We start from the raw sequence: 22,069 nt of genomic DNA, 5'->3' as shown, positions 1-22,069 counted from the left end.
TCACTACACCTCGATATCGGTGAAACGGACCAGCGGCCACAGCACACCTTGCCCATCATGATGCCAGCCAAGAGGAGGCGCCTGCATTCGCCCTAGCGGGGCGATGCGCGAAGGCGCCAGCGGCCCCAGGGCCTCGAGGATCCGGGCCTTCTCGTCGGGCCCGGCGGCCAGCCCCACGGCAGCCAAGCGGGGAGCGAGGGGTGCCAGGCTGGTTTGCAGGGAGGCAAGATCGGGCACCGGATGCAGGCGGAGGAAGCGATGCAGCGGCGCCGGACCCGTCAAGGAAGAGCTTTCGATGACGAGGGTCCAGCCCTCGCCGACGTGCAGACGCACGCGCTCATTCGACGCTGCACGAAGCTCTGCACCGTCACGTTCCTGGGCGAGCGTCGCTCCGGCTTCAGGCGAGATCGTGCCACGAGGTAGCTTTTGAGCCACTTGCCCGAAGGCCCGAACCAACTCGGCTTCGAGGGAGGCCGGTACCTCGCCATCTGGAGCAAGCACCCAGGCCGCGATCGGTGAGAGGCAGCCGAGTTGATCCCACAATGCCACGTCGAGTGCGAGCGCGTCCGCCACCTGGGCCGGGTCGGCTTCGGCGCCGATCACCGCCACCGACAAACGATGCCCATGACCCACGAAGCGCGTTCCCGGATCGATTCGCCCGGCAATCTCGGCGAGCGTTTCGTCGGAGCCCGTGGCGACGACGCATTCCGCTCGAAGGAACGCATCCAGCGCTTCCCGCTCGTCGCGAGAGATCGTGGTCAGGGAGAGGCATGCGCCGAGTTCCGGATCCAACCGGTTCAACGCAGCGGCGATGGTCGCGGCGGTCACGGAATCGTGTCGGCCGCTGCGGGCAAAGACGGGGGATCCGACGACCAGAGGTGCGACGAGCGAGAGAATGCTCGGCATCGGAAGCGCGCCTCCGAGAAGCACTGCGGTGGAGTCGAAGCCGCGGGCGCGTTGGGATGCATCCTCGCCCAGTTCCCTACGGACGAGGTTGCGCAAGGCTTCGCCCGTCCAATTCGCGAGGGCCAGCTCGAGGCCAGCTCGCAAGTTCGCTGGGTGGAATCCCGTGGCTTCGGGCAATGTGGTCGCGAGGTGTCGACGAATTTCCGAGCTCGGAAGCGCGAGCTCATCCAGGAGCATTGCCAATGCTCCCAGGTTGGCCTCCTGGTCCCGTGCGCCCAGGGCGCGGCCCGCTTCGCGAAGCCTGGCCCAGGTGTTCTGTATCTCAGGGGCGCGCGGCACTGAGCATCTCATCGGCCGCGATCGAGCAACCGCGGGCTTCGGCTCCTCGGGCCCTCCCAAGGACTTCGAACCCGTCTCCCTGGGTCGTGCCGAGGTCGGCGGTCTGGATCGCGAGGATGCTGCCGATGTTCGCGAGATCGAGGATCCGGATCACACCGGCTTCGCCCCTTCCTACTTCGTTTCCTCTCTCCGGATCGACCATGCGGACGCGTACCCAAGGCGGGATGCGTTTTCGCCTTGGCTCTCCCGGTCGGGACAGGACGGTGTCGTAGAACTGACTTGCCAACTCGGTCATCCCGTACTGATTGACGATGCGCTCAGTCGGTACGCCCAGACGATCCGTGATCCAGGCATACAGGGCGTCGCGATCCATGCTTCGCGCACGGCCCTTGAAGCCCCCGGTTTCCATGATGCGGGCGCTCGGCGGTAGGACGAGGTGTTGGCCGGAAGCCGCCATTGCGTCGAGCAGGTGTACGAAGGCGAAGGCTGTACCGCATAACAAGATCGGCAAATCGCTCTTTGCGGATGTCTCCAACCCGTCCTTCGTCATCTGCTCCCGGAGTTCACCGTCCTCGACGAGGAAGCGGCTCTCGGTGTCGCCGCGTCGCTCGTGCATCACGCCCAACATGTGGGAAAGAGAGGAGTCTGGAGCTTCTGCCGGAGAGGGCACCATGCTGAGCATCCGAACCGGGAGTTCGTCGGGCAGGTCCGGGAGCATGCCTCGTTCGAAGCTGGGCACGAGAGAAGCCTCGTACGCTTCCAGGCTTTCGAGGTGGAGCTCGCCGCGACGGTCGGTCGCGGTTCCACTCGTACGGAAGACGTGGCGCGTCCGCTCCTCGGGGAAGCTCGCGAGGCGAAGCTCCTTGAACGCCCCGGTCGGGACCGCCGGAATTTCCGTCCAGCTTCGAATCGTGTCGGGTGTCCGGCCGCGGCCCTCGCAGAAGCGGCGATAAGGCTCGCAGTGAGCGAATTGATGGGCGAACACGGCGAGAGCCAGACGCAGGAAACGTTCGTCGTCCCGCTCGTCCGGGGTTTCACGCATCCACCGCAGCACCTCGGCCTCCGGCGCCGTCATTGCAGCAACCGGGCAAGCGTGTCGAGACCGGCCTCGAGAGCGGAGCGTCCAATCGTCAACGGAGGCGTGATCGAAAGCACGTCGCCGCGGTCACCCGAAGGCAACAGGATGAAGCCCTCGGCCAGGGCTTCATGGGTGACCCGTGCGGCACGATCGGGCTCCAGGCATTCGACACCGATCATCAACCCGAGACCTCGGCATTCGCGAACCGAGGCCAGGCCGGCGGTCGATCGGGATATCCGTTCGAGGGCCCACGCGCCGAGTTCGGACGAGCGCTTGGCGAGGCCCTCTTTTTCGAGGACGGCCAACGAGGCCAATGCCGCGGCACATCCGGGCGGGTGCCCGAGAAACGTCTGCGTGTGGAGGGCTTCGCCATGGGAGAGCGGCCAGGCGTCCATGACCTCGGCGCGGCCTATGCATGCTGAGATGGGCATGCCGGAAGCCAGGCCCTTGGCGACGCACAAGAGGTCGGGAACGACGTTCTCGTTCTCGCAGGCGAAGGTGCGGCCTGTTCGTCCGAAGCCGGTGTACACCTCGTCGGCGATCAGCAGCCAGCCTCGCTCATCGCAGAGCCGGCGCAGGCCTGCAAGAAAACCGGCCGGCGGGATCCGCTCGCCACCGCGGCCTTGAACCGGCTCGACGAGAACTGCGCCGATCTCATCACCGCCCTTCTCTGCGCTGCGGACCACATCATCCAGGTCGCCGAAGCGCGCGAAGAACGTCCGGTTGGGAATGCGTCCCGCGAAGGGTGCGCGGAAATCGTCGCGCCAGGTGGAATCCAGAGCGCCCAGAGCCAGCCCGTGGTAGCCGCCTTCGAAGGCGATCACTCCCGGGCGGCCGGTCGCGAGGAGTGCGGTCTTGAGGGCGGTTTCGACTGCGTCGGAGCCCGACGAACTGAGGACCGTGCGTGCCGGTCCACCGCCGGGGAAGAGGGCGGCGAGCGCTTCGAGCAGCTCGACCTTCACGGCGGGAGGATGCACATCGCCCATCGCGTGCATCAGGCGACCCGCCTGGTCGGCAACGGCAGCGGCGACGAGAGGGTGGGCATGGCCAGCATTCGCCACGCCAAAGCCGCCGCCGAGATCGACGAAGCGGTTGCCATCCACATCCCATACGTTGGCGCCCTCGGCCTTCTCCCAGAAGATCGGAGGTGTCGGTGAGAGGCAGGTGACGTTCCGGCTCTCGACCCGCGCCAGTCGCAGGGCGAGCGCCCGGGAGCTGGGTCCGGGAATCTCCGTGCGGAGCTCCGGAAGCGAGGTTTCCGGCTGCATGGCCGGATACTCTAGGAGCCCTGATGGCACGCGTCTTCATCGGGATGGGATCGAATCTGGGGGACCGGGAGGCCAGGCTTTCCGAGGCCCTGGAGGCGCTCGATCGGATCGACGGGTGCCGCCTGGCCCGAGCATCGCGGCTCTACGAGACCGCGCCCGTAGGGGGGCCGCCCCAAGGTCCCTACCTGAACGGGGTGGCGGAACTCCGGAGCACGCTCTCCCCCCTGGCCCTGCTCGAAGCCCTCCAGGCCATCGAAGCCGCCGCAGGCCGCTCGAGGGAGGGACCGAAGGACGGCCCGCGAGTGCTCGACCTCGATCTCCTTCTCTACGACGATCACGTGCTCGAGACTGATCAGCTGATCCTGCCGCATCCCCGCCTGCACCTTCGCGCTTTCGTCCTCGAGCCCCTGGCCGAGCTGGCGGGGGAGCTCGTTCATCCCACCCGCGGCGCCACCCTGGGCGAGCTGGCCGAGCGCGTGCGCGATCCGAAGGCCGTCCGGCCCTGGGCATCGATACAACCAAAGGAATGCTCCTGAATGCGAGATCCTGTTGCGCACGTGCGCCCAGAAGCGCGCCCTTTTTCTTCGATCGATGCAATCAATTCGGGTTCTCGTGCGTACCCTCAACTGAAACCCCCTGGGAGGAGTCTGGGATGCAACGGCTGGGTATGAGTTTGATCGGATTCGTGGTTCTTGGGCTGTGCGTTGGAACGAGCCCTGCCTGGGGAGGGGATGATCCATCGATCCAGGGAAAGGAGCGCGAGGGCATCCAGGCGGCGATGGGAGCATTCATCGATGCGCAGAAGGGGAAGGATGGGTCGATGCTTCACTACGACCCCGTGGTCGGAAAGCTGACGAAGCTCCGGCTGGTCGAACTCCACGACGGGATCGTCAAGAAGGGCCACTTCTTCGTGAGCTGCGCGGATTTCGTGGATGAGAAAGAGCGACCCTACGATCTGGATTTTCTCGTGGTCCCCACGGATACCGGTTTCCGCGTCAATCAGGCGATCGTTCATTCGGAAGATGGTGAGAAACGGAAATACCAGGTCGAGCAACGCTGGCCCGGGCTCTTCTAGAGGTTTCGCCGTCCTTGTCCGATGAGCACGAGATGCTGCTGATCCGCGGCTATCGCTACGGCCTCTCGTTGACCCATGATCCCGACCAGGCCGAGGATCTACTTCAGGATGCCTGGGTCTCCGTGCTCAAAGCTCGCGGGCCGCGCGAAATCGGATACTTATTCGCGAGTATTCGAAGTCGCTTCGTCGACCGATACCGGCGCAAGAGCATCGAGCTGGTGGAGCCCCTTCCGCCTGACGAACTCGAACGGATCGCGGACGACGAGCGAGGCTGGAACCCGGAGATCCATCTGGACCGAGAAGGGCCTCGTCTTCGGCCTGGCGTCCACGCGTGCATCGAAGCCCTGAACGCCGCTCGGGAAGGAGCGGGAGAGTTCCTGGCTAGATCGCGGTCGGTAGCCTGACGATCAGCGAGAGGCTCTGGGGGTCGATCCGCGCAACATGCCAAGCGCCACCTCGTTGGATGACCTGCTCGTGCAACGCTTCGAGCAGCACCCGGTCACGAGGTCGTGCAGCTCTGCCCGCATCCTCGAGCGAGACGACGAACTCATCGGGGACGTCATCGCAGGAAACCTCGAGTCGCAGGACGGCCGAGTTGCCCGCCGCATCGAGTTCGACCCGAAGCTGGAGTTCGCATGCGCCTTGGGTTTGATCGGCCGCAAACGAAATCAGCCCCATGACCAGGAGCTCGAGCTCATGTTCGGGGGCGGCGACGACTACCAGATCATCCGGGGCATCGATCTGCAGCGAGTTCCGGCTGCCGATCGCTTCGCGGAGCCAACGCTCGAGATCGCGAACGACGCGCACGAGATCCGAGCCCGCTTCGCCACTCGATTGGGCGGGATCGCTTCGGTATAGCAGCGCCTGGGTCAGGCGAGCGCAGCGATCGATCGAGGTGAGGATTGCCTGGCAAGCTTCCACGATCGCCGGATCTTCCTTGTAGTCTTCGTGGAGAAACCCCGCTTCTCCTACCGCGATGGTGAGCGCATTGTTCATCGCGTGAGCCGTGCCCATGGCGAGGCGCCGCATCACCGCTAGACGTGCGATCTCCGCCGCCGGCAGACTCCGGTCTTCATTCCTCATGGCGAGCGCATCGGCGAAACAAGTTTCAGGCCGTAGGGGGGAAACCCTGACTTGGAAACAACACGGCCCCGGGCACTGTGCCCGGGGCCGCGTGGGGGTGATGGGTGGCGGGTCGATGTCTCACCCCCGAGAAACCGTTTCCTGGCGGGTTCAGTCTTTCTGGCGCCTCTCGTGCGTCTCGATCTGATGGGCGACGCCCGCACGAAGCTCCTGCAGGAGTTCGACCTGCAACTCTGTATGGGCCAGGCTGCTCTCGCGCATGAAACGCACGAAGAAACTGTCGAACGCCTTGGGATCGTGGAGCTCACTACGCAGTCGATCTGCGTTCCCACGGTTCTGCTCGATCGCCTTGTCGATCCAGTCGAGGGCGTCGCGCATGTTCTCGGGCTTGGCGAACAGCAGCTTCAAGAAGAGCGGTACACGCGTGTTGCCATCGCTCTCCGGCGGCAGCCGTCGCCAGGCTGCGAGTTCTTCACTGCCAGCCTTGGTGATCTCGTAGACCTTCCGGTCCGGGCGACCCTCGGGACTGGCTTCCATGCGGTGGGTCAGCAGCCCTTCCTCTTCGAGCCGGTGGAGGTTCGGGTAGATCGCGGCGAGGTTCACGGGCCAGAAGCTCGAGATGCCTTCGTCCAGAACGCGCTTCAGCTCGTAGCCGTGGGTAGGCTTGTATTCGACGAGTCCAAGGATGGCGTGGCGAAGTGACATACAGGAATCTGCAATATGATAAACCATCATATGCAAATCAAGAATATCGAATCGGAATTCTGCGAATTGAAGATCGATATGCTAAGGAATAGCTTCGGTGCTCCCGAATTGTGTGCCCGAGGGGCAGGCTGTCGATGTCCGCAACGGTCTCTGTGCTATCCCGACAATCCGAAACTGCTTTGAATTCCAGTATGTTGAATGATATTCAAAGTGGGCGCCTGGAGTCCTTGAACGCCCATGAAATCTTGACTTGGGCTATCAAGAATTTTCATCCTCGGCTCAGTCTTTCCTGCTCGTTCGGAAATCCTGAAGGGCTCGTCCTCCTCGACATGATGCATCGCATCGAGCCGAGTTCTCGCGTGTACGTGCTCGACACGGGCAGGCTTCACCAGGCGACCTACGACCTGATCGACCGGGTTCGCGATCGCTACGACAAGAATGTCGAGGTGGTCTTTCCCGAGGCCCAGGCCGTGCAGACGATGGTGAATGAGCACGGCATGAACCTCTTCTACGAGTCCCTCGAGAAACGGCAGTTGTGTTGCCGGCTACGGAAGGTCGAGCCGAACCGACGTTTCCTGGCCGACCTCGATGCTCATGTCACCGGGTTGCGCCGCGAGCAGAACGTCACGCGAGAGGACGCAGCGAAGGTCGAACTCGATGCGGATGGGCGGTTGGTCAAGATCAACCCCCTCGTCGATTGGTCATCCGACGACGTATGGAAGTACGTGCGCGCCAACTCGGTGCCGGTCAATCGCCTCCACAGCGAGAGCTTCCCCACCGTCGGTTGTAGCCCCTGCACCCGCGCGGTTCAGCCGGGCGAAGACCCGCGGGCCGGTCGTTGGTGGTGGGAAAGCCCGGACACCAAGGAGTGTGGGCTGCATGTCGAGGACGAGTCGGACGGCTCTGGAATCTGACTCAGCTTCCATCGGTGCAATTCGCTTGAGGTGGATCGGGCCCGGGCGCGCCGTCATCTCCCGTGGCTCGGCAAGACTGAACCCACGCGCCGGCAACTTGGGCGCAGGTTCCGCCTCTTTTTCGCCTCACGGGTAAAGCCTTCAAGCCCCGGCGCCGATATCGAAGGGTGAGGAGTTGCCCCATGCCTTCGAGCCCCTTGAATCCGTCTGCTCGTTCCCGCTTTTCCTGGCTGAATGCAGGCGGCGGTTTCTGTCTCGCAGCGATGCTCGTCCTGTGGTCGCCCGGCGTGCAGGTGGCGGGGGCCGAGGGAGCGCCCGCCCGGCCCCAGGCGAGTCAGCCGATCGCTCCCGGCGCACTTGGCGGTCTCTCGAGTGAAGCCGAATCCTGCGAAGTGGACGCCCCGGAGGGCGCCGATCTCGCCGCTCAGATCGCCGATGTCATGGCGGCTCTCGAGGCCCAGGCGGAAGCGGACGGGGAAGACGTCGTCGTCTTCAATGGCGCAGGCAGCAACTACCGGACCGACGACGATGTCCTCGCGGAGATCCGACGCATTCGTGCCGAGGTGAAGCGCGCCCAGGCGGCTCCCTAGCCCCAGTTCGATCCTGCTCGGGTCGAGAGCTCGAAGCGGGAAGTCGCGCTGGCCAGCCCCGCGTGAGCTAGGCTCCCCTCGGAGTGCCCAGAGGGTGACATGAGCCCCGGCTCGACGGCCCGATTTAGACGCCTGACCGCGGCCCTCGTATTGTGCTGGGCCCTGCTGGCGCTGTTCGCGGGGGTTCGCTCGCAGCTTCGACTGCGAGACGCGCCCCTGCCTCCGTTCTCGTTCTCGAGCGCAGCTGGCTGGCACGTCATCCATGCGGTTTCACCCGAGGCCGAGGCGGCGGGTCTTCGCAACCGGGACCGGTGGATCTCGATCGATGGCCAGCGGGTGGATGAATGGCTGGCCCGCGGCAGTTCGCATCTGCGGGAGGGTGCGGCGAACCAGTACGGGATCCAACGCGTGGATGGCAGCCGCCATGACGTGATGCTCGTTCCGCGCCCGGCAGGACTGCCCCCCTTTCCGAGCGAGCGCCTCATTCGCGTGGCGGTTCCAGCGGTGGGCCTGATCTATCTGGTCATCGGAGCGATCGTCTTCCAACTGCGAAGTGCTCGCGAGGAAGCCTGGGCACTCATGCTCTTCTGCAGCTCGACCGCGGCGATGCTCTTTCTCGCTGGCACATTGGATCCCGTGAATTGGAGTCTGGTGGCGATCACGGTGCCCTTGATGGGTGCTTCTTCGTTTCATCTCTTCTCGGTCTATCCAACGGTGCCCCGCTGGATCGCAGGGCGTCCACAAATCCGGCCCGCCATCTACGGGGCCGCTTTGCTCCTGGGTGGGCTTGGTGTCGTCTCGCCCTACATCTCGGGCTTGATGCCTCTCGTGAATCCAACAATGACGTTCTTCGCGTTGGCGATGGGCATGCTGGGCGTCGGAATCGTCGTATCCGAACGAGCCCGGTTGCCCAGAGGGCTCGTTGCCGACCGCTCGACGATCGCCGTGGTCGGCGCGCTCGTCAGTTTCATCCCGGTCATCGTCGCGATCATCCTTCACGCGACAGTCGGGACCCGTCTCCCCTGGACGCTCGCTCTGCTCGGCTTCTTCATGTTTCCGTTGGCCCTGGGCTACGGAATACTGCGCTCCGAGATCCTGGACATGCGCTTGTTGGCTCGAAGTTCGGCGGCCTACGGCGCGGTCACACTTGGCATCACGGGTGCCTTCGCGCTCTTCATCACGTTCGCGGACGCATTGGTGGGGCGTTTCGATATGGACGCGCGATCGCCGTTGGCCTCGGTCGTGTTCCTGTTCTTTGCGATCCTGGTCTTCAATCCGCTGCGCGGCCGGCTCCAGAACATGGTCGACCGGATTTTCGATCGCGATCGCGTCGCTTATCGGGATGCAGTCCGCGAAATCTCCGAGGCGATGGTTTCGATGCTCTCGGTACGCGAGATAGTGGAGCGTATCCTGATCGCCGTGACCGATACGATGGGAGCAGAGCGCGCCCTGGTTCTTCTGGTCGGAGAGGCTGGCGAGACGTTTCGTACCGAGGCCGCGCGCGGCGATTGGGATGAGGATCTGGAGCCCTTCTCGATCGATGCCGAGCATCCCATCTGTCGCAACCTGTGGATGCGGCGCACCGAGCTGGCCCGGGTGGATTTCGATGAGGAAGCGGATCCGGACCTCCGCGAGCAGTGCCGCGATGTGTTCGACACGTTGGAGGTGGAGCTGTTGGTGCCCATCCTCTTCGGCGTCGATCTTCTCGGAGTGATCGCCGTCGGACGTCAGCTCACAGCTGAGAGGCTCGGTCCGGATGAGCGGGAACTGCTTCGGACCTTGGCAAACCAGAGCGCGATCGCGATCGAGAACGCCCAGGCGTTCGACGAAATCGCCAAGCTGAACGAAACGCTCGAAGTCCGGGTCGACGAACGTACGCGAGAACTGCGTGAGACTCAGGCCCAGTTGGTGCAGAGCGAAAAGATGCGCAGCCTGGGCCAGATGGTGGCCGGCGTGGCCCATGAGCTGAACAACCCGATCGGCTTCGTTCATGCGAACCTTCAGCTCCTCGACGGCTACGTCGAGAGGTTGGTCTCCTCGAGTTCCGATGCGGAACGCCGCCAGAAATCACGACAGGCCATCGAGAAGCTCCTGGGCCGAAGCCGTGAGGGCACGGATCGCGTCAAGCAGATCGTCCAGGATCTCCGCACCTTCTCGCGCACGGATCATGCGGACCTTCAACAGGTCTGCCTCAACGAGGAAATCGATCGCACGCTCACATTGATGGAGCCGCGCCTGAAGGCCGGGGTCGAGGTGGACCGTGACTATGAGGAACTACCGCAAGTCCGTGGGTTCGCGGGGCAGCTGAACCAGGTGTTCATGAACCTGCTCATGAATGCATGCGATGCGATGGAGGGTCGCGGAAAGATCACCATTCGTACGCGGCCCGAAGGAGATGGAGTCCGTCTCGAGTTCGGGGATGACGGCCCGGGGATGCCCGAGGAGGTCAAGAGCCAGGTCTTCGATCCATTCTTCACGACGAAGCCGGTGGGCCAGGGAACGGGCCTCGGGCTCTCGCTCTCGCACGGGATCGTCGAGAGGCATGGAGGCACGATGGAGGTCGAATCGGAGGCGGGTGTCGGAACGACCTTCGTTCTGCACCTGCCCTTCGAGCCGCCGGCAGAAGCGCTCGAACAGGCGGGTGCCAATGCCGAGGGCGCCGCATGAGCCCGGACGCGACCAGACGTTTCAGACGTACGACGTCTGCCCTGGGCGTCGTATGGGCCGTCAGTGCGTTCGTGCTGGCGATCTGGGGCCAGTTGGCGACGCCCCGGATCGTAGATCCGCCCCTGCATACGAGCACGATCGGAAGAACGGCCATCGTCAACGACGTCTCCGACGAGGCGCGCGCTCTCGGCGTTCGCGAGGGCGACCGGGTGCTCGAGGTGGATGGCCTGGTCGTCCAGGAGTGGTACCGCGAGCGCGGCTGGGAGCGGATCGTTGCCGGAAAGCCAGTGACCTACCGGATCGAAACGGGGACGGGAATCCTCGATCTTTCACTCCAGCCGCGTGCTCGTCGCTCTGCCTATCAGAGTTTCACGATCCCGATCTTTGCCGCCCTGGCCGTCGCTGGCTCCGCCTATTTGTTGCTCGGCCTCTTTGTGTGGAGCTCGCGAGCGGATCACGCCGAATCATGGGCTTTCCTGCTCTTCTCTTGCGCGATGGCGACAGCGCTATTCGGCGGCGTGAACACCTATGACGCGCCGTTCGGTTACGAGCGCATGGTCATCACCATGCCGTTGATCGGCGCGTCGATGTTCCATCTCTTCACGATCTATCCATTGGAGCCACAATGGGTCTCCCGGCGACATCGGCTTCGCCTCATTCCCTACCTGTTGGCCCTGGCGATTGCAGTGGCGGTGATCTTCGAGCGACCGCTGGGGATTCCGCCGGGTTTGCTCGCGGGCCTGGGATACGGACTGGGCGCCGGGGGCTGCGCCATCGCTTTCCTGGTGTTGGTGCACGAGCGATACAAGAGGCGCGGTTCCGGACAGACCGCAGCTGCGGACCTCGTGCTCACGGCTGCTCTCGTGAGTTTCGTTCCCGTCATGTTGGCGTTGCTCGCACAGACGATGGTCTCGTTGCCCTTCCCGATGTCCCTGGCGATGGTCTGGTTCGTGGTTTTCCCCGGCGCGATGGCGTACGGCATCGTGCGGCGGGGCCTCTTCGACATGCGGGGCCTGGCGCGATCCTCCGCGGCCTACGGTGCAGCCACACTTGCCATCACAGGTGTGTTCGCAGGCTTGATCACCGGTGCAGACGCGGCCTTCCGGCAGTTCAACGTCACGGCCAACTCGCCGCTCTTCTCTGTCACGTTCCTGTTCTTTGCCATTCTCGCTTTCAACCCCCTGCGCGACCGTCTGCAAACCCTGGTCGATCGGCTCTTCGATCGGGATCGGGCCGCCTATCGCAATGCCGTACGCGAAATCTCGGAGGCGATGGTTTCGATGTTGTCACTCGAGGAGGTCAGCGATCGCCTGCTGCTTGCTGTGACGGATACGATGGGTGTGGAGCGGGCCATGGTACTTCTGCTAGGCGATGATGAGCGATCCCTCGTGCCCGTGGCGTGGCGAGGAGATTTCGACGAGGAGGCGACTGTTCTCGAGTTGCCGATCGATCACCCGGTCGGCAAGCATCTCTGGATGCGCAGGCAGGAGCTGGCCCGCACGGATTTCGATGACCTCGCCGATCCGGAAACCCGCGAAGAATGCTGGGATGTCTTCGACCTGCTGCACGTCAAGTTGCTGGTGCCGATCCTGTTCGGAGTGGATCTGCTCGGCTTGATCGCCGTAGGAGAGAAGCTCTCGGGGGAACGCCTTGGACCCGACGATCGGCAACTGCTGCGGACGCTGGCCAATCAGAGTGCGATTGCGATCGAGAACGCCCAGGCGTTCGACGAGATCGCCAAGCTGAACGAGACCCTCGAAGCTCGGGTCGAGGCACGCACGAATGAACTCCAGGAAGCACAGGCACAGCTGATGCAGAGTGAGAAGCTTCGAAGTCTCGGCCAGTTGGTCGCTGGCGTGGCTCACGAGCTGAACAATCCGATCGGCTTCGTGCACGCCAACCTCCAGCTACTCGACGATTTCGTCAAGAAGCTGGTGCTGGCGCAGGAGGCCGGTGCAGATTTCCAGAAGCCCCGGGAGGCGATTCGAAAACTGCTCTCCCGCAGCCGCGAAGGGACCGAGCGAGTCAAGAAGATCGTGCTCGATCTGCGAACGTTCTCCCGTATGGATCAGGCCGAGATCGCAGACGCGAATCTGAACGAGGAGATTGAACGCACGCTTGCATTGATGGAACCGCGTTTCACGGATGGCATTACCCTCGAGCGGGAATTCGGCAAACTTCCGAAAGTGAGGTGCTATCCGGCTCAGCTCAACCAGGTGTTCATGAATCTCGTGATGAACGCCTGCGACGCACTCGATGGCGAGGGCACGGTACGGATCGTCACGCGCTCGATACCGGACGGAGTGATTCTCGAGTTCTCCGACGATGGCGCGGGAATTCCGGACGATGTGCTCGGGCGCATCTTCGAGCCGTTCTTCACCACCAAGCCCGTGGGTCAGGGAACCGGACTCGGCCTCTCGATCTCCCACGGCATCGTGGAACGACACGGGGGAACGTTGGACGTGGAAACCGACCCCGACGGAACCCTCTTCCGGATTCACCTACCCCTGGTCGCAAAGGCCTCGGAAGAAGAACCGCCCGCAACCGGGTAGCTGCGACGAGAGGTCGCTTTGCTTCTCATGCGTTGAGCTGAGTCGCCGGGGCTGGGTACAGGCCGGGCGGAATGGCTCGGCCGAGGGTCGGGTGGCCGCGTAGAGGGTTGGACAGGGTGTTGCCCTTCGCGGCTTTCGCCGCAGGGCAACCAATGCGCACGCCAAAGGGAACCTATGCCTGCGCCTTATTTCCGCCCGACCTGCACCCAGCCCCGGCGAAGCGAACCTGGTTGCTTGCACGGCTCGTCGCGGGGCGGGGGGCGGCCAGCAAGGAAATAAAGCGCAGGCATCTCGTCTGTTGGCCGTGTACTCGTTCGCTAGCGGCGAGAGCCGCGTAAGCGAACCCACGTCCACGTCTTGCGCGGCCCCCAGAGCCCCGGCCGAGCCATTCCGCGCTGGCCGCCCCCCGCCCCGCGATCCACCACGAGAAGCGAAGCGGCATCCGAATCAATGAGGGCGGTTGCAGTCCCCCCCCATGCCTAGGTGTCCAGGCGGTAGATCTCCCGGACCATTTCGAGCGTCTTTTCGAATGGGATCTCGAGATCGTGCAGGATTCCGTCTTCCAGCGCGTAGACCCAGCCATGAACGATGGGATAGCCGAGCTTTTCGTAGCTCTTCTGCACGAATGCTGTCTTGATCACGTTGATGCATTGCTCGTGGACATTGAGTTCGACGAGTCTTCGGGTTCGAGCGCGTGGATCCGAGATGGCGTCGAGTTCGTCGCGATGAAGACGGTAGACGTCCCGGATCTCATGCAGCCACCCGTTGAGCTGGCCTAGATCCGAAGACTGCATTGCGGCATCGACGCCGCCACATCCATAGTGGCCGCATACGATCACGTGCTGCACTCCCAGGTGCTCTACCGCGTACTGGATGGTCGAGTGCACGTTCTTGTCCGTGTTGGGGACGATGTTCGCCACATTGCGGTGAACGAAGACCTCGCCGGGATCCAGGCCCATGATCTCGTTGGCCGGCACACGGCTGTCGGCACAGCCGATGAAGAGGAACGCCGGGGCGTGCGTTTGGGAGAGCCGCTCGAAATAGTTCGCGTCGTTGGCTGTCTTTTCCGCGACCCATTTGAGGTTGTTCGCGAAGATCTTCTCGTACAGTTCTGTGGTTCGTTCGCTCATATCGATGCTGCGCAATATACCGGGCTCTCGCAGGCGGGTGAAGGGCGCAAAGCTCGCTCCCGCCCGATTTCGCTAGGCTTCCGTCATGCCTCTCGAGACCTGGCTCGCATTCTGCGTGACCGAGGCGGTGCTCTGCTTCACCCCGGGGCCAGCCGTGTTGTTGGTCGTTTCCGTCTCGCTTGCCCGCGGCGCAGGCGGAGGGTTCGGCGCTGGGCTGGGCATCCTGGCATCGAATACGCTCTATTTCGTACTCTCGGCCCTTGGCATCGGCGCGGTGATCGTTGCATCGCACCAGCTCTTTCACCTCATCCAATGGGCTGGCGCGGCCTATCTGATCTATCTAGGCGCCCGCGCGATCTTCTCGCGGCACCGATCCGTGGCGCAACACGAAGAGACTGCACGCCTTGGCCGTTCGTTCAGCCGGGGCTTCATCGTGCAGAGCGCAAATCCGAAGAGCCTTGTCTTCTTCACGGCGCTGGTGCCTCAGTTTCTCGATCCGGAACGCGCACTGGGAGCCCAGGTGGCCATTCTCGGCGTGAGCTCTGTGGCCATCGAGATACTGGCGCTCGGCGTGTATGCGGTTGCCGCCGCTCGTGCCAGGGAGATCGCAAGTGGTGATTGGGTGCATCGCCTCGAGCGCATTGGCGGCGGCTTTCTCGTGGCCGCCGGGCTTCGGCTAGCGATCGCCTCCCGTTCCGATTGAGGAGATTCGAACGCGTTTGACACGCGTCTTCCTGAGCGTGTGTTCTCGAATCGACAGCAGGGCTGGGGGATGCCCGGTTCCTACCAGAAGCGCGTGATCTCGCCCTGGTTGCCGGCCGTCTCGGGCACCTCGTCGTCGACACGGAAGAAGAGCGGAAAGATCATGTCGGCGCTGGTCCCAAGGGCTGCTGCGAGACGTTCGGCTTCTCTCTCGGAGAACGCCGGGAGGTTGCGATTGAACGAGTACTCCTCGCCGAGATGGAAGATGCCGAACGCGTGAGGCTCGAGGAGGAATCCCCAGAGGCGCGCTCCATCGGCCGCCTCGAATCGGGCGGCAACCACCATGTCCTTGCGATCACCGAGCTCGGCAAGATCGAGGACCGGGTACAACGGTACGGGCCCGCAAGATTCGAAGAGCTCGATCTGACGGTCGAGTTCTTCCTCTGACACACCCCAGGCAAGCACACGCTCCCGGTCGAGTTCTGGAGCCCAGGGGCTCCACACGGGGTGGCTCGCCAGCGCATCCGCAGACACGCTTTCAATCAGCTCGAAATCGTCGATCGTTCGCATGACATCACCCGCTAGGCAGCCTCGGTGCGCCGCCGCCCAAGCTTTAGTGGGCCACCCGCCCCGCTCCAGCGGGGTGCTAAGGTGAGCCTCCCACACGCCCCCGAAGGAATGCAGAATGCGAATCGGTCTCAATATCGGCTACTCCGGGCCCCGGCTCCAGATCGATATCGAGCGCGTCAAGCTTGCGGAATCACTGGGGTTTGACTCCGTCTGGACGGCAGAGGCCTATGGCTCGGATGCGATCACATCGCTGACCTGGATCGCCGCTCAGACCTCGAAGATCAAGCTCGGTACGGCCATCCTCCAGATGCCGGCTCGAACTCCCGCCATGACCGCGATGACGGCCATCAGCCTCGATCAGCTCTCCGGCGGCCGTTTCCTGCTAGGCATCGGACCCTCCGGCCCGCAGGTGGTCGAAGGATGGCACGGGGTTCCCTACGGAAAGCCGCTGACCCGCACCCGTGAGTACGTGAAGATCCTGCGCGACATCTTCGCCCGGGAAGGACCGCTCGAACACAAGGGCGAACACTACGAGATTCCCTATCAGAGTGAGGGCGCAACCGGGCTTGGCAAGCCGCTGAAGAGCATCCTGCATGGTCGCGCGGACATTCCCATCTTCACGGCCTCGATCGGAGCCGCGGGCATCGCCTGCAGTGGAGAGGTCGCGGATGGCCTGATTCCGGTCTGGATGAATCCCGAGCGCATGGACCTGATCACCCCACATCTGGAGAAGGGCTTCGCCAAGGCCGGCGGTGGGAAGAACATGGACGGCTTCCGCCTCGCACCGTTCGTGACGGGTATCCTGGGAGACGATCTCGACCAATGCCGTGGACCCATGCGTGGAATGATGGCGTTGTACATCGGCGGCATGGGCGCGCGGGGGAAGAACTTCTACAACGACTACGCGACCCGGCTCGGCTACGGCGAGGCAGCGACGAAGATCCAAGACCTGTACCTGGATGGCAAGAAAGCCGAGGCGATGGCCGCAGTACCCGACGAGTTGATCGATGAGGTTGCACTGGTCGGTCCGAAGGAGCGGATTGCAGAGCGGCTCGAAGCCTGGAAGGCTTCGCCGGTCACGGACATGCTGATCAGCGGGGGCCAGCCGGAGTTGTTCGAAGTCCTGGCAGAGAACCTGCTCTAGCCCGACCGTTCCGGCGGAAGAGCTTTCGGAGAACCCATGGATCGGGATCGCATCGTTGCACTCGACAAGCAACGCGTGTGGCACCCCTACACGCCGATGGATCGTTACCGTGCCGAGGTCGATCCGATCGTCGTGGCACGGGCGGAGGGCCCCTACCTCTGGGATGTGGACGGCAGCAGGCTGATCGATGCCAACTCCTCCTGGTGGGTGGCTTCCCTCGGCCACAACCATCCGCGGCTGGTCCAGGCGCTGAAGGATCAGGCCGATCGAAACTGCCATACGGCCCTGGCAGGCATGACGCACCGGCCGGCAAGCGAGCTGGCCGAGCGTATTTGTGCCGTTGCCCCGGACGGTCTCGAACACGTCTTCTACAGCGACGATGGTTCGACCGCCGTCGAAGTCGCCCTTAAGGTCACGCTCCAATATTGGGCGCAAGCAGGGCAATCCAAGCGTAAGCATTTCGTGGCGCTTCAGGAGGCGTTCCACGGCGAAACCCTCGGCGTGACCGCCATCGGCGGTGTCGATGTCTTCCGGGCGCCGTTCAAGGGGGCGGTGCTCGAGAACTTCTTCGTGCCGACGTCCACCCAGGCAGGAGGGCTCGAACCTGCGGTCACGGCCTTGCGATCGGTGCTCGACACCCATGGCCATGAGCTGGCGGCGGTGGTGGTCGAGCCCGTCGTGCAGGGGGCGTCCGGCATGCAGATGTACGACCCCGCCTACCTGCGCGAAGCCCGGGCTCTCTGCGATCGCCACGACGTCTTCCTGATCTTCGACGAAGTCTTCACGGGCTACGGACGCACGGGGCCGATGTGGGCAGCGGAACACGCGGGGGTCCTGCCCGACATCCTGTGCACGGCCAAGGGCTTCAGCGGCGGGATGCTGCCGATGGCCGCCACGTTGGTCACGCCGCGGCTCTTCGAGGGATTTCTCGGTGAGGCGGATCGCGCGTTCTACTACGGGCATTCCTTTTGCGGCAACCCGCTGGGTTCCGCAGTCGCCGTCGAGGTATTGAAGGTCTACGAGGAGGAAAAAATCCTCGACCGGGCCAAGCCGAAGGCGGAGCGGATTGCCAAAGCCTTTCGAGCCCTCGAAGCGCTGCCGGCCGTGGCACGCACCCGAAGCCGGGGCATGATCGGCGCACTCGACCTCGCCGGCGACGATGGATACCTCGCCAGGGCCGGCTGGCGCATCTACGACGAGGCTCGGCGTCGAGGTGCATATCTGCGGCCGATGGGCAACGTCGTGTACGTGGCTCCCCCCTTGAACATCGAGGACGATGTCCTGGACGAGCTGCTCGGCATCGTGGCCGATTCGATCGAGGCGGTTTCGTGAGGGGCGTCACCGGCCTGGGGTTGGTTTTGCTGTTGTCGGCCAATGTCGCGTCCTCTGCCGAACCCAAGCCCGGTACCAACGGCTTCGATCTCTCTGCGGCAAAGGTCCCCAAGGACCAGATCTTCGGCGGAGGCCCGGGAAAAGATGGAATCATGTCGGTCGACGAGCCGACCTTCGTGCCCGTGCCCGAGGCAACATGGGTGAAGCCCGATACCCCGGTCCTGGCCGTCACCGTCGGCGATACGACGCGTGTGTATCCAGTGCATCTCATGGAGTACCACCAGATCGTGAACGACCGATTCGGCGAGCTGCCGGTCGTCGTGACCTACGATCCATTGGCCGGAGTGCCGCGCGCCTTCGATGCGACCGTGGCCGGTGAGAACGCCAGTTTCGGTGTATCGGGCCTGATCCACAATCATGGTTTCCTGCTCTTCGACCGGAAGAGCGAGAGCCTCTGGCAGCAGTTCAACGGGCGGGCTTTGAGCGGCCCTCGCACGGGTACGACGTTGCGCCCGCTCCCGATCCGACAGGAAACCCTGGGAGGGATCCTGGCTCGCCATCCTCGCGCGAAGGTCCTGACCCGCCCTGCGCTGAAGGTGCACGACTACTCCAGGAGCCCGTTTCGGCGCTATTGGGATCTGAACAAGCTCTTGTTTCCGGTCGCAGCGGAGGATCGCAGCTATCACCTGAAGGAAATGGTCCTCGGCGTCACCGTCGACGGCAAGCAGCGCGCCTATCTAGGCTCGGTAGCCACGGCCGCCGGCGGAAAGGTAGAAGACGAGTTCGGCGGAAAGCAGATCCGCTTCGTCTACGACCCAGACAGCGCAACCTTCGCCTACGAAGTTCCGGAGGGTGTCCAGGTGGTCGAGGCGTACTGGCTGGCGTGGAAGGCCTTCTTCCCCGACACCGAGGTGTGGCACCCGTAGGGGAGCCGTCACCCCAGGAGGCCGGCGGCCGTAAGCGATTCGGGGCCCGTATGTGCATGCGCAGCGTGCAGAAGGGCCTCGAGCACGCGGCGGTTCAGCGGGGTGGCCACGCCGTGTTGGACACCGAGGTCGCATATTCGGCGATGGTAGGCGTCGGCTTCGGTGGGAAGGCGCCGCGTGAGCGCAGACCAGACCTGGTTGTAGAGCGGAATGGGCCGGGCGCTCGTGCCTCGTTCCAATGAAGCGCGCTGGTACGCGATCTCTTCGTCGAGCGACCGGTCGAGGCCATCGCAGGAGCCGGTTTCGATTGCCGCCGCGGCCAGGACGGTGCGGGCTTCTTCGAGCAGGCCGACCTTGATCTCGACGAAGTCCCTGCCGGCGTGGTCTTCGCGACGGATGAGAGCGTTCGGTGTGCTCATCAGGTTGACGCAGAGCTTCAACCATTTGTCCAAGGCCACGCATTCGGAGACGCCGCTGCGAATGTTGCCGCGCTCGAGGAGCGCCGCGATCGCGTGGGCGTCCGGGCTGGGTCCGCTCGGGTGCAGGCCCAGGATGGCCCGGGAGGGCCGGTCGTAGAGGAAACGAACACGGGCATCGCCCGTGCGCGTGCAGGTCTCTCGCCATACGCCCCCCAGAACCGCCGAGTGGTGCCGGGCCGCAACCGCCTCGTGGATGACGTCGTTCTGGAAGGTGACGAGCGGTGCCGCTGGTGCGCGCCCCGCGACCAACTTCGCGGCGGCATCGACCCCTTCACCCCGCGTGCACAGGAGCACGGGCTGGTCGGGCCACGCTTCTGCGTGATCGGCGCAGCGAGCTTCGACTTCGACTTCGAAACGCGTGCCGTCCGCCGGATGCTCGGCGACAAGGCCGGCTGCCAACGCGCGTGCAGCGGCTTCGCGGCGGGTGAGCACCAGGACCCGCACTCCCCCCCGGGCGAGGCGCGCAGCCAGGGTGAGCCCGACCGAGCCGGCACCGAGGATCGTAAGGCTCATCTCCGCACTCCGAGGGTTGCAGTGGTCTTGATCCGTTCACCTCCGCGCTCGACCACGAGTTCGATCCGGTTGCCTGGGCGCTCGGCATGGAGGAGGGTCGCGAACTCGGCCAGGTCACGGATGGCCACACCGGCGAACGAGACCAATACGTCACCCGCTTGGAGCCCGGCGCGCTCCGCCGGGCTGCCAGGCCGAACTCCGGCCAGACGGACCCCGACGACGGGCTCGCCGCCGAAAGCCGGAATCGTACCGAGTTCGGGGCCGTATCCCCGCCCTGCTCCAGCTGCGGCATGTGCGGTGACCGGTTGGCCTTGGAACGTCATGCGCGGGGCATTTGCTGTTTTCCGCGCGACGCTGGCGACCAGTTCGCTCACACGAGCCAGGCCCGGAACGTAGATGTCTTCAACGACGTCATCGGGAGTATGATAGGTGGAGTGGACGCCAGTGAAGAAGTGCAGGACCGGGACCTTCTTCACATAGAAGCTGGTCTGGTCCGATGGCCCCGTACCGCGGCCTTCGTAGGCGACCTCCAGCGCCAGAGCGTCGGCTTCCTTGTCGAGCAGTGGTTTCCACTCGGCGGCGCTCTCGCTGCCAAACACGATGATTCGGTCGTCGCGCAGCATTCCGACCATGTCCATGTTGAGCATGGCGACGGGCGCGGGCAGAGCCGACGGGCGATTCCCGACGAAGTGGGCAGAGCCAAGAAGCCCGATCTCTTCGGCGGTGAACGCGACGAAGACGACGGTCCGTCGGAGCACGGGGCCATTCGCCAGGCTTCGCGCCACGGCTAGAAGGGCAGCACTTCCTGAAGCGTTGTCGTCCGCGCCGGGGTGAAGTTGGCCGAGTTTCGACGGAGCAAGAGAGCCGAAGCCGCCAAGCCCAAGGTGGTCGTAGTGTGCACCGATTATCACGGCTTCGTCTGCGAGCGCGAGATCGTTCCCCGCCAGGACACCAACGACGTTCGAGACGTCATCGCGAGTGCGTTCGATCGAGACTTCGCCACGCAGTTCGAGTTCGAGAGCAATGGATACGTATTCGCCGGCGCCGGCTGACTCGCTCAAGGCCGCGAGTTCCTGTCCGGCTTGGCGAAGCAACCGCTCCGCTTCGCGACGAGCGAGGCGCAAGGCAAACAGGCCAACGGTTCCGACGCTCGGATCGCCAGCGTGGGTGGCGGCCGGGAATCCGGTGGATTCCGTTTCGGGTACGAACACCACACCGATTGCGCCGCGGCTGCGCGCGGCAACGATCTTCGAGCGGCGCCGCAGAAAAGGCACACCCTGAGATCCGGCCAGGGCACCCTCGTCAGGCTGCCCTTCCAGCACCATGACGAGTCGGCCCTCGACATCGAGATCGGCGTAGTCGTCGTGTCCCTGGTCTTCCGCGGCGATGCCGTAGCCGACGAAGGCGACACGCCCTTCGAAACCACCTGACTCGCTGATCATGAGCGGTGCCAGAGAGCCTCCGGCTTCGAGCTTCCATTCGCCCTTCTGCAGATGCGCGCCAGTCGCCCGAATCGCAACGACCGTTTCGAAGGATTGGAGGAAGCTCCCTCCACCCGCACCCGGAGCCAGTCCGGCTTCTGCGAACCTCTCTGCCAACCAGTTCGCCGCGGAAGCCAGCCCGGCGGTTCCCAGCCCGCGGCCCTCGCGTTCCGGTGCTGTGAGCCAGGCTACATCCGTGGCGAGCCGTTCAGAATCAAGGGAAGTCGGGAGCCCGGTGGGGGAGGCGCAGCCAAGCTGAAGAAGAAGGAGCGATGCGAGCCATCGACGTGACATGGCCGAGCACCATAGCCCTTGGCCTAGCAGGCTGCGGAAAAACCTCTCCCGTCGCCTGGCACGCGTCTTTCCGGCCCACTCTTCGTTGCGAAAGCTTGCTGGGCCTCGCCCCAGCTGCGCTTCCGCGCCTCGATTGGACCGGAAATCCACGCACCCAGCTCGGTCCGGAGTTCTTCCGCAACCTGCTAGCCTGAACTATGCACGAAAGTTGGCTGAGAAGCTGGCTTTCCAATGTTTCAGCGTGCCGCGCGGCGATTGACGCTGACGGATCTCGTTTTGGGTGGTCGATGCCCATTCCGTGGCGCGAATGCGGAGTGTGCT

The 22,069-nt window shown here is 64.0% G+C and carries 20 protein-coding genes; 11 read left to right on the top strand and 9 right to left on the bottom strand.

All coding sequences use genetic code 11. The features are described 5' to 3' along the window. Window positions 1–3: 3 nt before the first annotated feature. Genes GY937_24470 through GY937_24460 form a run of 3 tightly spaced genes read right to left on the bottom strand, consistent with a single transcriptional unit; the run spans window position 4 to window position 3,591 of the window. Entirely contained in the window at window positions 4–1,245 is a 1,242-nt protein-coding gene (locus GY937_24470; GenBank protein MCP5059870.1) for a hypothetical protein, read from the bottom strand. Next, entirely contained in the window at window positions 1,229–2,320 is a 1,092-nt protein-coding gene (locus GY937_24465; GenBank protein MCP5059869.1) for a long-chain fatty acid--CoA ligase, read from the bottom strand. The genes GY937_24470 and GY937_24465 overlap by 17 nt, the downstream gene beginning before the upstream one ends. Beyond that, window positions 2,317–3,591 (bottom strand): aspartate aminotransferase family protein, encoded by a 1,275-nt coding sequence (locus tag GY937_24460; GenBank protein MCP5059868.1) that lies wholly within the window; start codon window positions 3,589–3,591, stop codon window positions 2,317–2,319. Before GY937_24460 ends, GY937_24465 begins: the two co-directional genes overlap by 4 nt. Before the next feature lie 23 nt (window positions 3,592–3,614). Here GY937_24460 and folK point away from each other — a divergent pair, with 23 nt between their 5' ends. The 3 genes from folK (at window position 3,615) to GY937_24445 (ending at window position 5,070) form a co-directional block, all read left to right on the top strand. Beyond that, window positions 3,615–4,127 carry a 2-amino-4-hydroxy-6-hydroxymethyldihydropteridine diphosphokinase gene (gene folK, locus GY937_24455; protein ID MCP5059867.1) on the top strand — a complete coding sequence of 171 codons (513 nt, stop codon included), beginning with the start codon at window positions 3,615–3,617 and terminating at the stop codon, window positions 4,125–4,127. 116 nt (window positions 4,128–4,243) lie between these two features. After that, the gene (locus GY937_24450) at window positions 4,244–4,666 is read left to right on the top strand and encodes a hypothetical protein (GenBank protein MCP5059866.1); all 423 of its coding nucleotides are present in this window, start codon (window positions 4,244–4,246) and stop codon (window positions 4,664–4,666) included. Window positions 4,667–4,680: 14 nt separating this feature from the next. Then, the gene (locus tag GY937_24445; protein ID MCP5059865.1) at window positions 4,681–5,070 is read left to right on the top strand and encodes a hypothetical protein; all 390 of its coding nucleotides are present in this window, start codon (window positions 4,681–4,683) and stop codon (window positions 5,068–5,070) included. Here GY937_24445 and GY937_24440 read toward each other — a convergent pair. Both GY937_24440 and GY937_24435 read right to left on the bottom strand, forming a co-directional pair. Next, window positions 5,048–5,749, bottom strand: a complete 702-nt coding sequence (locus tag GY937_24440) for a hypothetical protein (protein ID MCP5059864.1) — start codon at window positions 5,747–5,749, stop codon at window positions 5,048–5,050. The two genes, GY937_24445 and GY937_24440, sit on opposite strands and share 23 nt — an antisense overlap. A 150-nt stretch (window positions 5,750–5,899) precedes the next feature. Then, on the bottom strand, window positions 5,900–6,454 hold the full coding sequence (locus tag GY937_24435; protein MCP5059863.1) for a PadR family transcriptional regulator: 555 nt from the start codon (window positions 6,452–6,454) through the stop codon (window positions 5,900–5,902). A gap of 191 nt (window positions 6,455–6,645) precedes the next feature. Between GY937_24435 and GY937_24430 the strand changes: the two genes are divergently transcribed. The 4 genes from GY937_24430 (at window position 6,646) to GY937_24415 (ending at window position 13,177) form a co-directional block, all read left to right on the top strand. Next, a complete protein-coding gene (locus GY937_24430; protein ID MCP5059862.1) occupies window positions 6,646–7,368 on the top strand; it encodes a phosphoadenylyl-sulfate reductase in 723 nt (240 codons plus the stop codon). A gap of 182 nt (window positions 7,369–7,550) precedes the next feature. Next, a complete protein-coding gene (locus GY937_24425) occupies window positions 7,551–7,958 on the top strand; it encodes a hypothetical protein (protein ID MCP5059861.1) in 408 nt (135 codons plus the stop codon). A gap of 99 nt (window positions 7,959–8,057) precedes the next feature. After that, entirely contained in the window at window positions 8,058–10,625 is a 2,568-nt protein-coding gene (locus GY937_24420) for a GAF domain-containing protein (GenBank protein ID MCP5059860.1), read from the top strand. Next, window positions 10,622–13,177, top strand: coding sequence for a GAF domain-containing protein (locus GY937_24415; GenBank protein ID MCP5059859.1), 2,556 nt, complete (start codon window positions 10,622–10,624; stop codon window positions 13,175–13,177). The genes GY937_24420 and GY937_24415 overlap by 4 nt, the downstream gene beginning before the upstream one ends. 479 nt (window positions 13,178–13,656) lie before the next feature. Here the strand turns inward: GY937_24415 and GY937_24410 are convergent, their stop codons facing one another. Continuing rightward, window positions 13,657–14,307, bottom strand: a complete 651-nt coding sequence (locus GY937_24410) for a carbonic anhydrase (GenBank protein MCP5059858.1) — start codon at window positions 14,305–14,307, stop codon at window positions 13,657–13,659. Window positions 14,308–14,392: 85 nt separating this feature from the next. Here GY937_24410 and GY937_24405 point away from each other — a divergent pair, with 85 nt between their 5' ends. Next, window positions 14,393–15,010, top strand: a complete 618-nt coding sequence (locus GY937_24405) for a LysE family translocator (protein ID MCP5059857.1) — start codon at window positions 14,393–14,395, stop codon at window positions 15,008–15,010. An 80-nt stretch (window positions 15,011–15,090) separates the two neighbouring features. Here GY937_24405 and GY937_24400 read toward each other — a convergent pair whose 3' ends face one another. After that, window positions 15,091–15,579, bottom strand: a complete 489-nt coding sequence (locus GY937_24400; protein MCP5059856.1) for a hypothetical protein — start codon at window positions 15,577–15,579, stop codon at window positions 15,091–15,093. Between the two features lie 115 nt (window positions 15,580–15,694). Here GY937_24400 and GY937_24395 point away from each other — a divergent pair, with 115 nt between their 5' ends. From GY937_24395 to GY937_24385, 3 genes are read left to right on the top strand one after another with little or no spacing between them, the layout of a single operon-like run. Beyond that, window positions 15,695–16,723: an LLM class F420-dependent oxidoreductase gene (locus GY937_24395; GenBank protein MCP5059855.1), complete on the top strand. Its 1,029-nt coding sequence runs from the start codon at window positions 15,695–15,697 to the stop codon at window positions 16,721–16,723. 36 nt (window positions 16,724–16,759) lie between these two features. Continuing rightward, window positions 16,760–18,055, top strand: coding sequence for an adenosylmethionine--8-amino-7-oxononanoate transaminase (gene bioA, locus GY937_24390; protein ID MCP5059854.1), 1,296 nt, complete (start codon window positions 16,760–16,762; stop codon window positions 18,053–18,055). Beyond that, window positions 18,052–18,981: a DUF3179 domain-containing protein gene (locus GY937_24385; GenBank protein MCP5059853.1), complete on the top strand. Its 930-nt coding sequence runs from the start codon at window positions 18,052–18,054 to the stop codon at window positions 18,979–18,981. Before bioA ends, GY937_24385 begins: the two co-directional genes overlap by 4 nt. An 8-nt stretch (window positions 18,982–18,989) precedes the next feature. On the opposite strand, the gene GY937_24380 is transcribed toward GY937_24385, so the two are convergent. Next, window positions 18,990–19,973 carry a ketopantoate reductase family protein gene (locus GY937_24380; GenBank protein ID MCP5059852.1) on the bottom strand — a complete coding sequence of 328 codons (984 nt, stop codon included), beginning with the start codon at window positions 19,971–19,973 and terminating at the stop codon, window positions 18,990–18,992. Continuing rightward, window positions 19,970–21,748: a M20/M25/M40 family metallo-hydrolase gene (locus GY937_24375; GenBank protein ID MCP5059851.1), complete on the bottom strand. Its 1,779-nt coding sequence runs from the start codon at window positions 21,746–21,748 to the stop codon at window positions 19,970–19,972. The genes GY937_24380 and GY937_24375 overlap by 4 nt, the downstream gene beginning before the upstream one ends. Window positions 21,749–22,069: the final 321 nt, after the last annotated feature.

Source organism: bacterium (genome assembly GCA_024228115.1).
In the GTDB taxonomy this organism is placed as follows: domain Bacteria; phylum Myxococcota_A; class UBA9160; order UBA9160; family UBA6930.
Note: the sequence above shows the minus strand (reverse complement) of the source record. Positions and strands in the feature narration are given on the sequence as shown.

Bases quoted from the DNA above. Each gene is read 5' to 3' on its own strand.
- folK (MCP5059867.1), top strand. From the start codon at position 3,615: ATGGCACGCGTCTTCATCGGGATGGGATCGAATCTGGGGGACCGGGAG.
- GY937_24465 (MCP5059869.1), bottom strand. From the start codon at position 2,320: ATGACGGCGCCGGAGGCCGAGGTGCTGCGGTGGATGCGTGAAACCCCG.
- GY937_24375 (MCP5059851.1), bottom strand. From the start codon at position 21,748: ATGTCACGTCGATGGCTCGCATCGCTCCTTCTTCTTCAGCTTGGCTGC.
- GY937_24460 (MCP5059868.1), bottom strand. From the start codon at position 3,591: ATGCAGCCGGAAACCTCGCTTCCGGAGCTCCGCACGGAGATTCCCGGA.
- GY937_24400 (MCP5059856.1), bottom strand. From the start codon at position 15,579: ATGCGAACGATCGACGATTTCGAGCTGATTGAAAGCGTGTCTGCGGAT.
- GY937_24430 (MCP5059862.1), top strand. From the start codon at position 6,646: ATGTTGAATGATATTCAAAGTGGGCGCCTGGAGTCCTTGAACGCCCAT.
- GY937_24415 (MCP5059859.1), top strand. From the start codon at position 10,622: ATGAGCCCGGACGCGACCAGACGTTTCAGACGTACGACGTCTGCCCTG.
- GY937_24395 (MCP5059855.1), top strand. From the start codon at position 15,695: ATGCGAATCGGTCTCAATATCGGCTACTCCGGGCCCCGGCTCCAGATC.
- GY937_24410 (MCP5059858.1), bottom strand. From the start codon at position 14,307: ATGAGCGAACGAACCACAGAACTGTACGAGAAGATCTTCGCGAACAAC.
- GY937_24425 (MCP5059861.1), top strand. From the start codon at position 7,551: ATGCCTTCGAGCCCCTTGAATCCGTCTGCTCGTTCCCGCTTTTCCTGG.
- GY937_24380 (MCP5059852.1), bottom strand. From the start codon at position 19,973: ATGAGCCTTACGATCCTCGGTGCCGGCTCGGTCGGGCTCACCCTGGCT.
- bioA (MCP5059854.1), top strand. From the start codon at position 16,760: ATGGATCGGGATCGCATCGTTGCACTCGACAAGCAACGCGTGTGGCAC.
- GY937_24450 (MCP5059866.1), top strand. From the start codon at position 4,244: ATGCAACGGCTGGGTATGAGTTTGATCGGATTCGTGGTTCTTGGGCTG.
- GY937_24435 (MCP5059863.1), bottom strand. From the start codon at position 6,454: ATGTCACTTCGCCACGCCATCCTTGGACTCGTCGAATACAAGCCTACC.
- GY937_24440 (MCP5059864.1), bottom strand. From the start codon at position 5,749: ATGAGGAATGAAGACCGGAGTCTGCCGGCGGCGGAGATCGCACGTCTA.
- GY937_24405 (MCP5059857.1), top strand. From the start codon at position 14,393: ATGCCTCTCGAGACCTGGCTCGCATTCTGCGTGACCGAGGCGGTGCTC.
- GY937_24420 (MCP5059860.1), top strand. From the start codon at position 8,058: ATGAGCCCCGGCTCGACGGCCCGATTTAGACGCCTGACCGCGGCCCTC.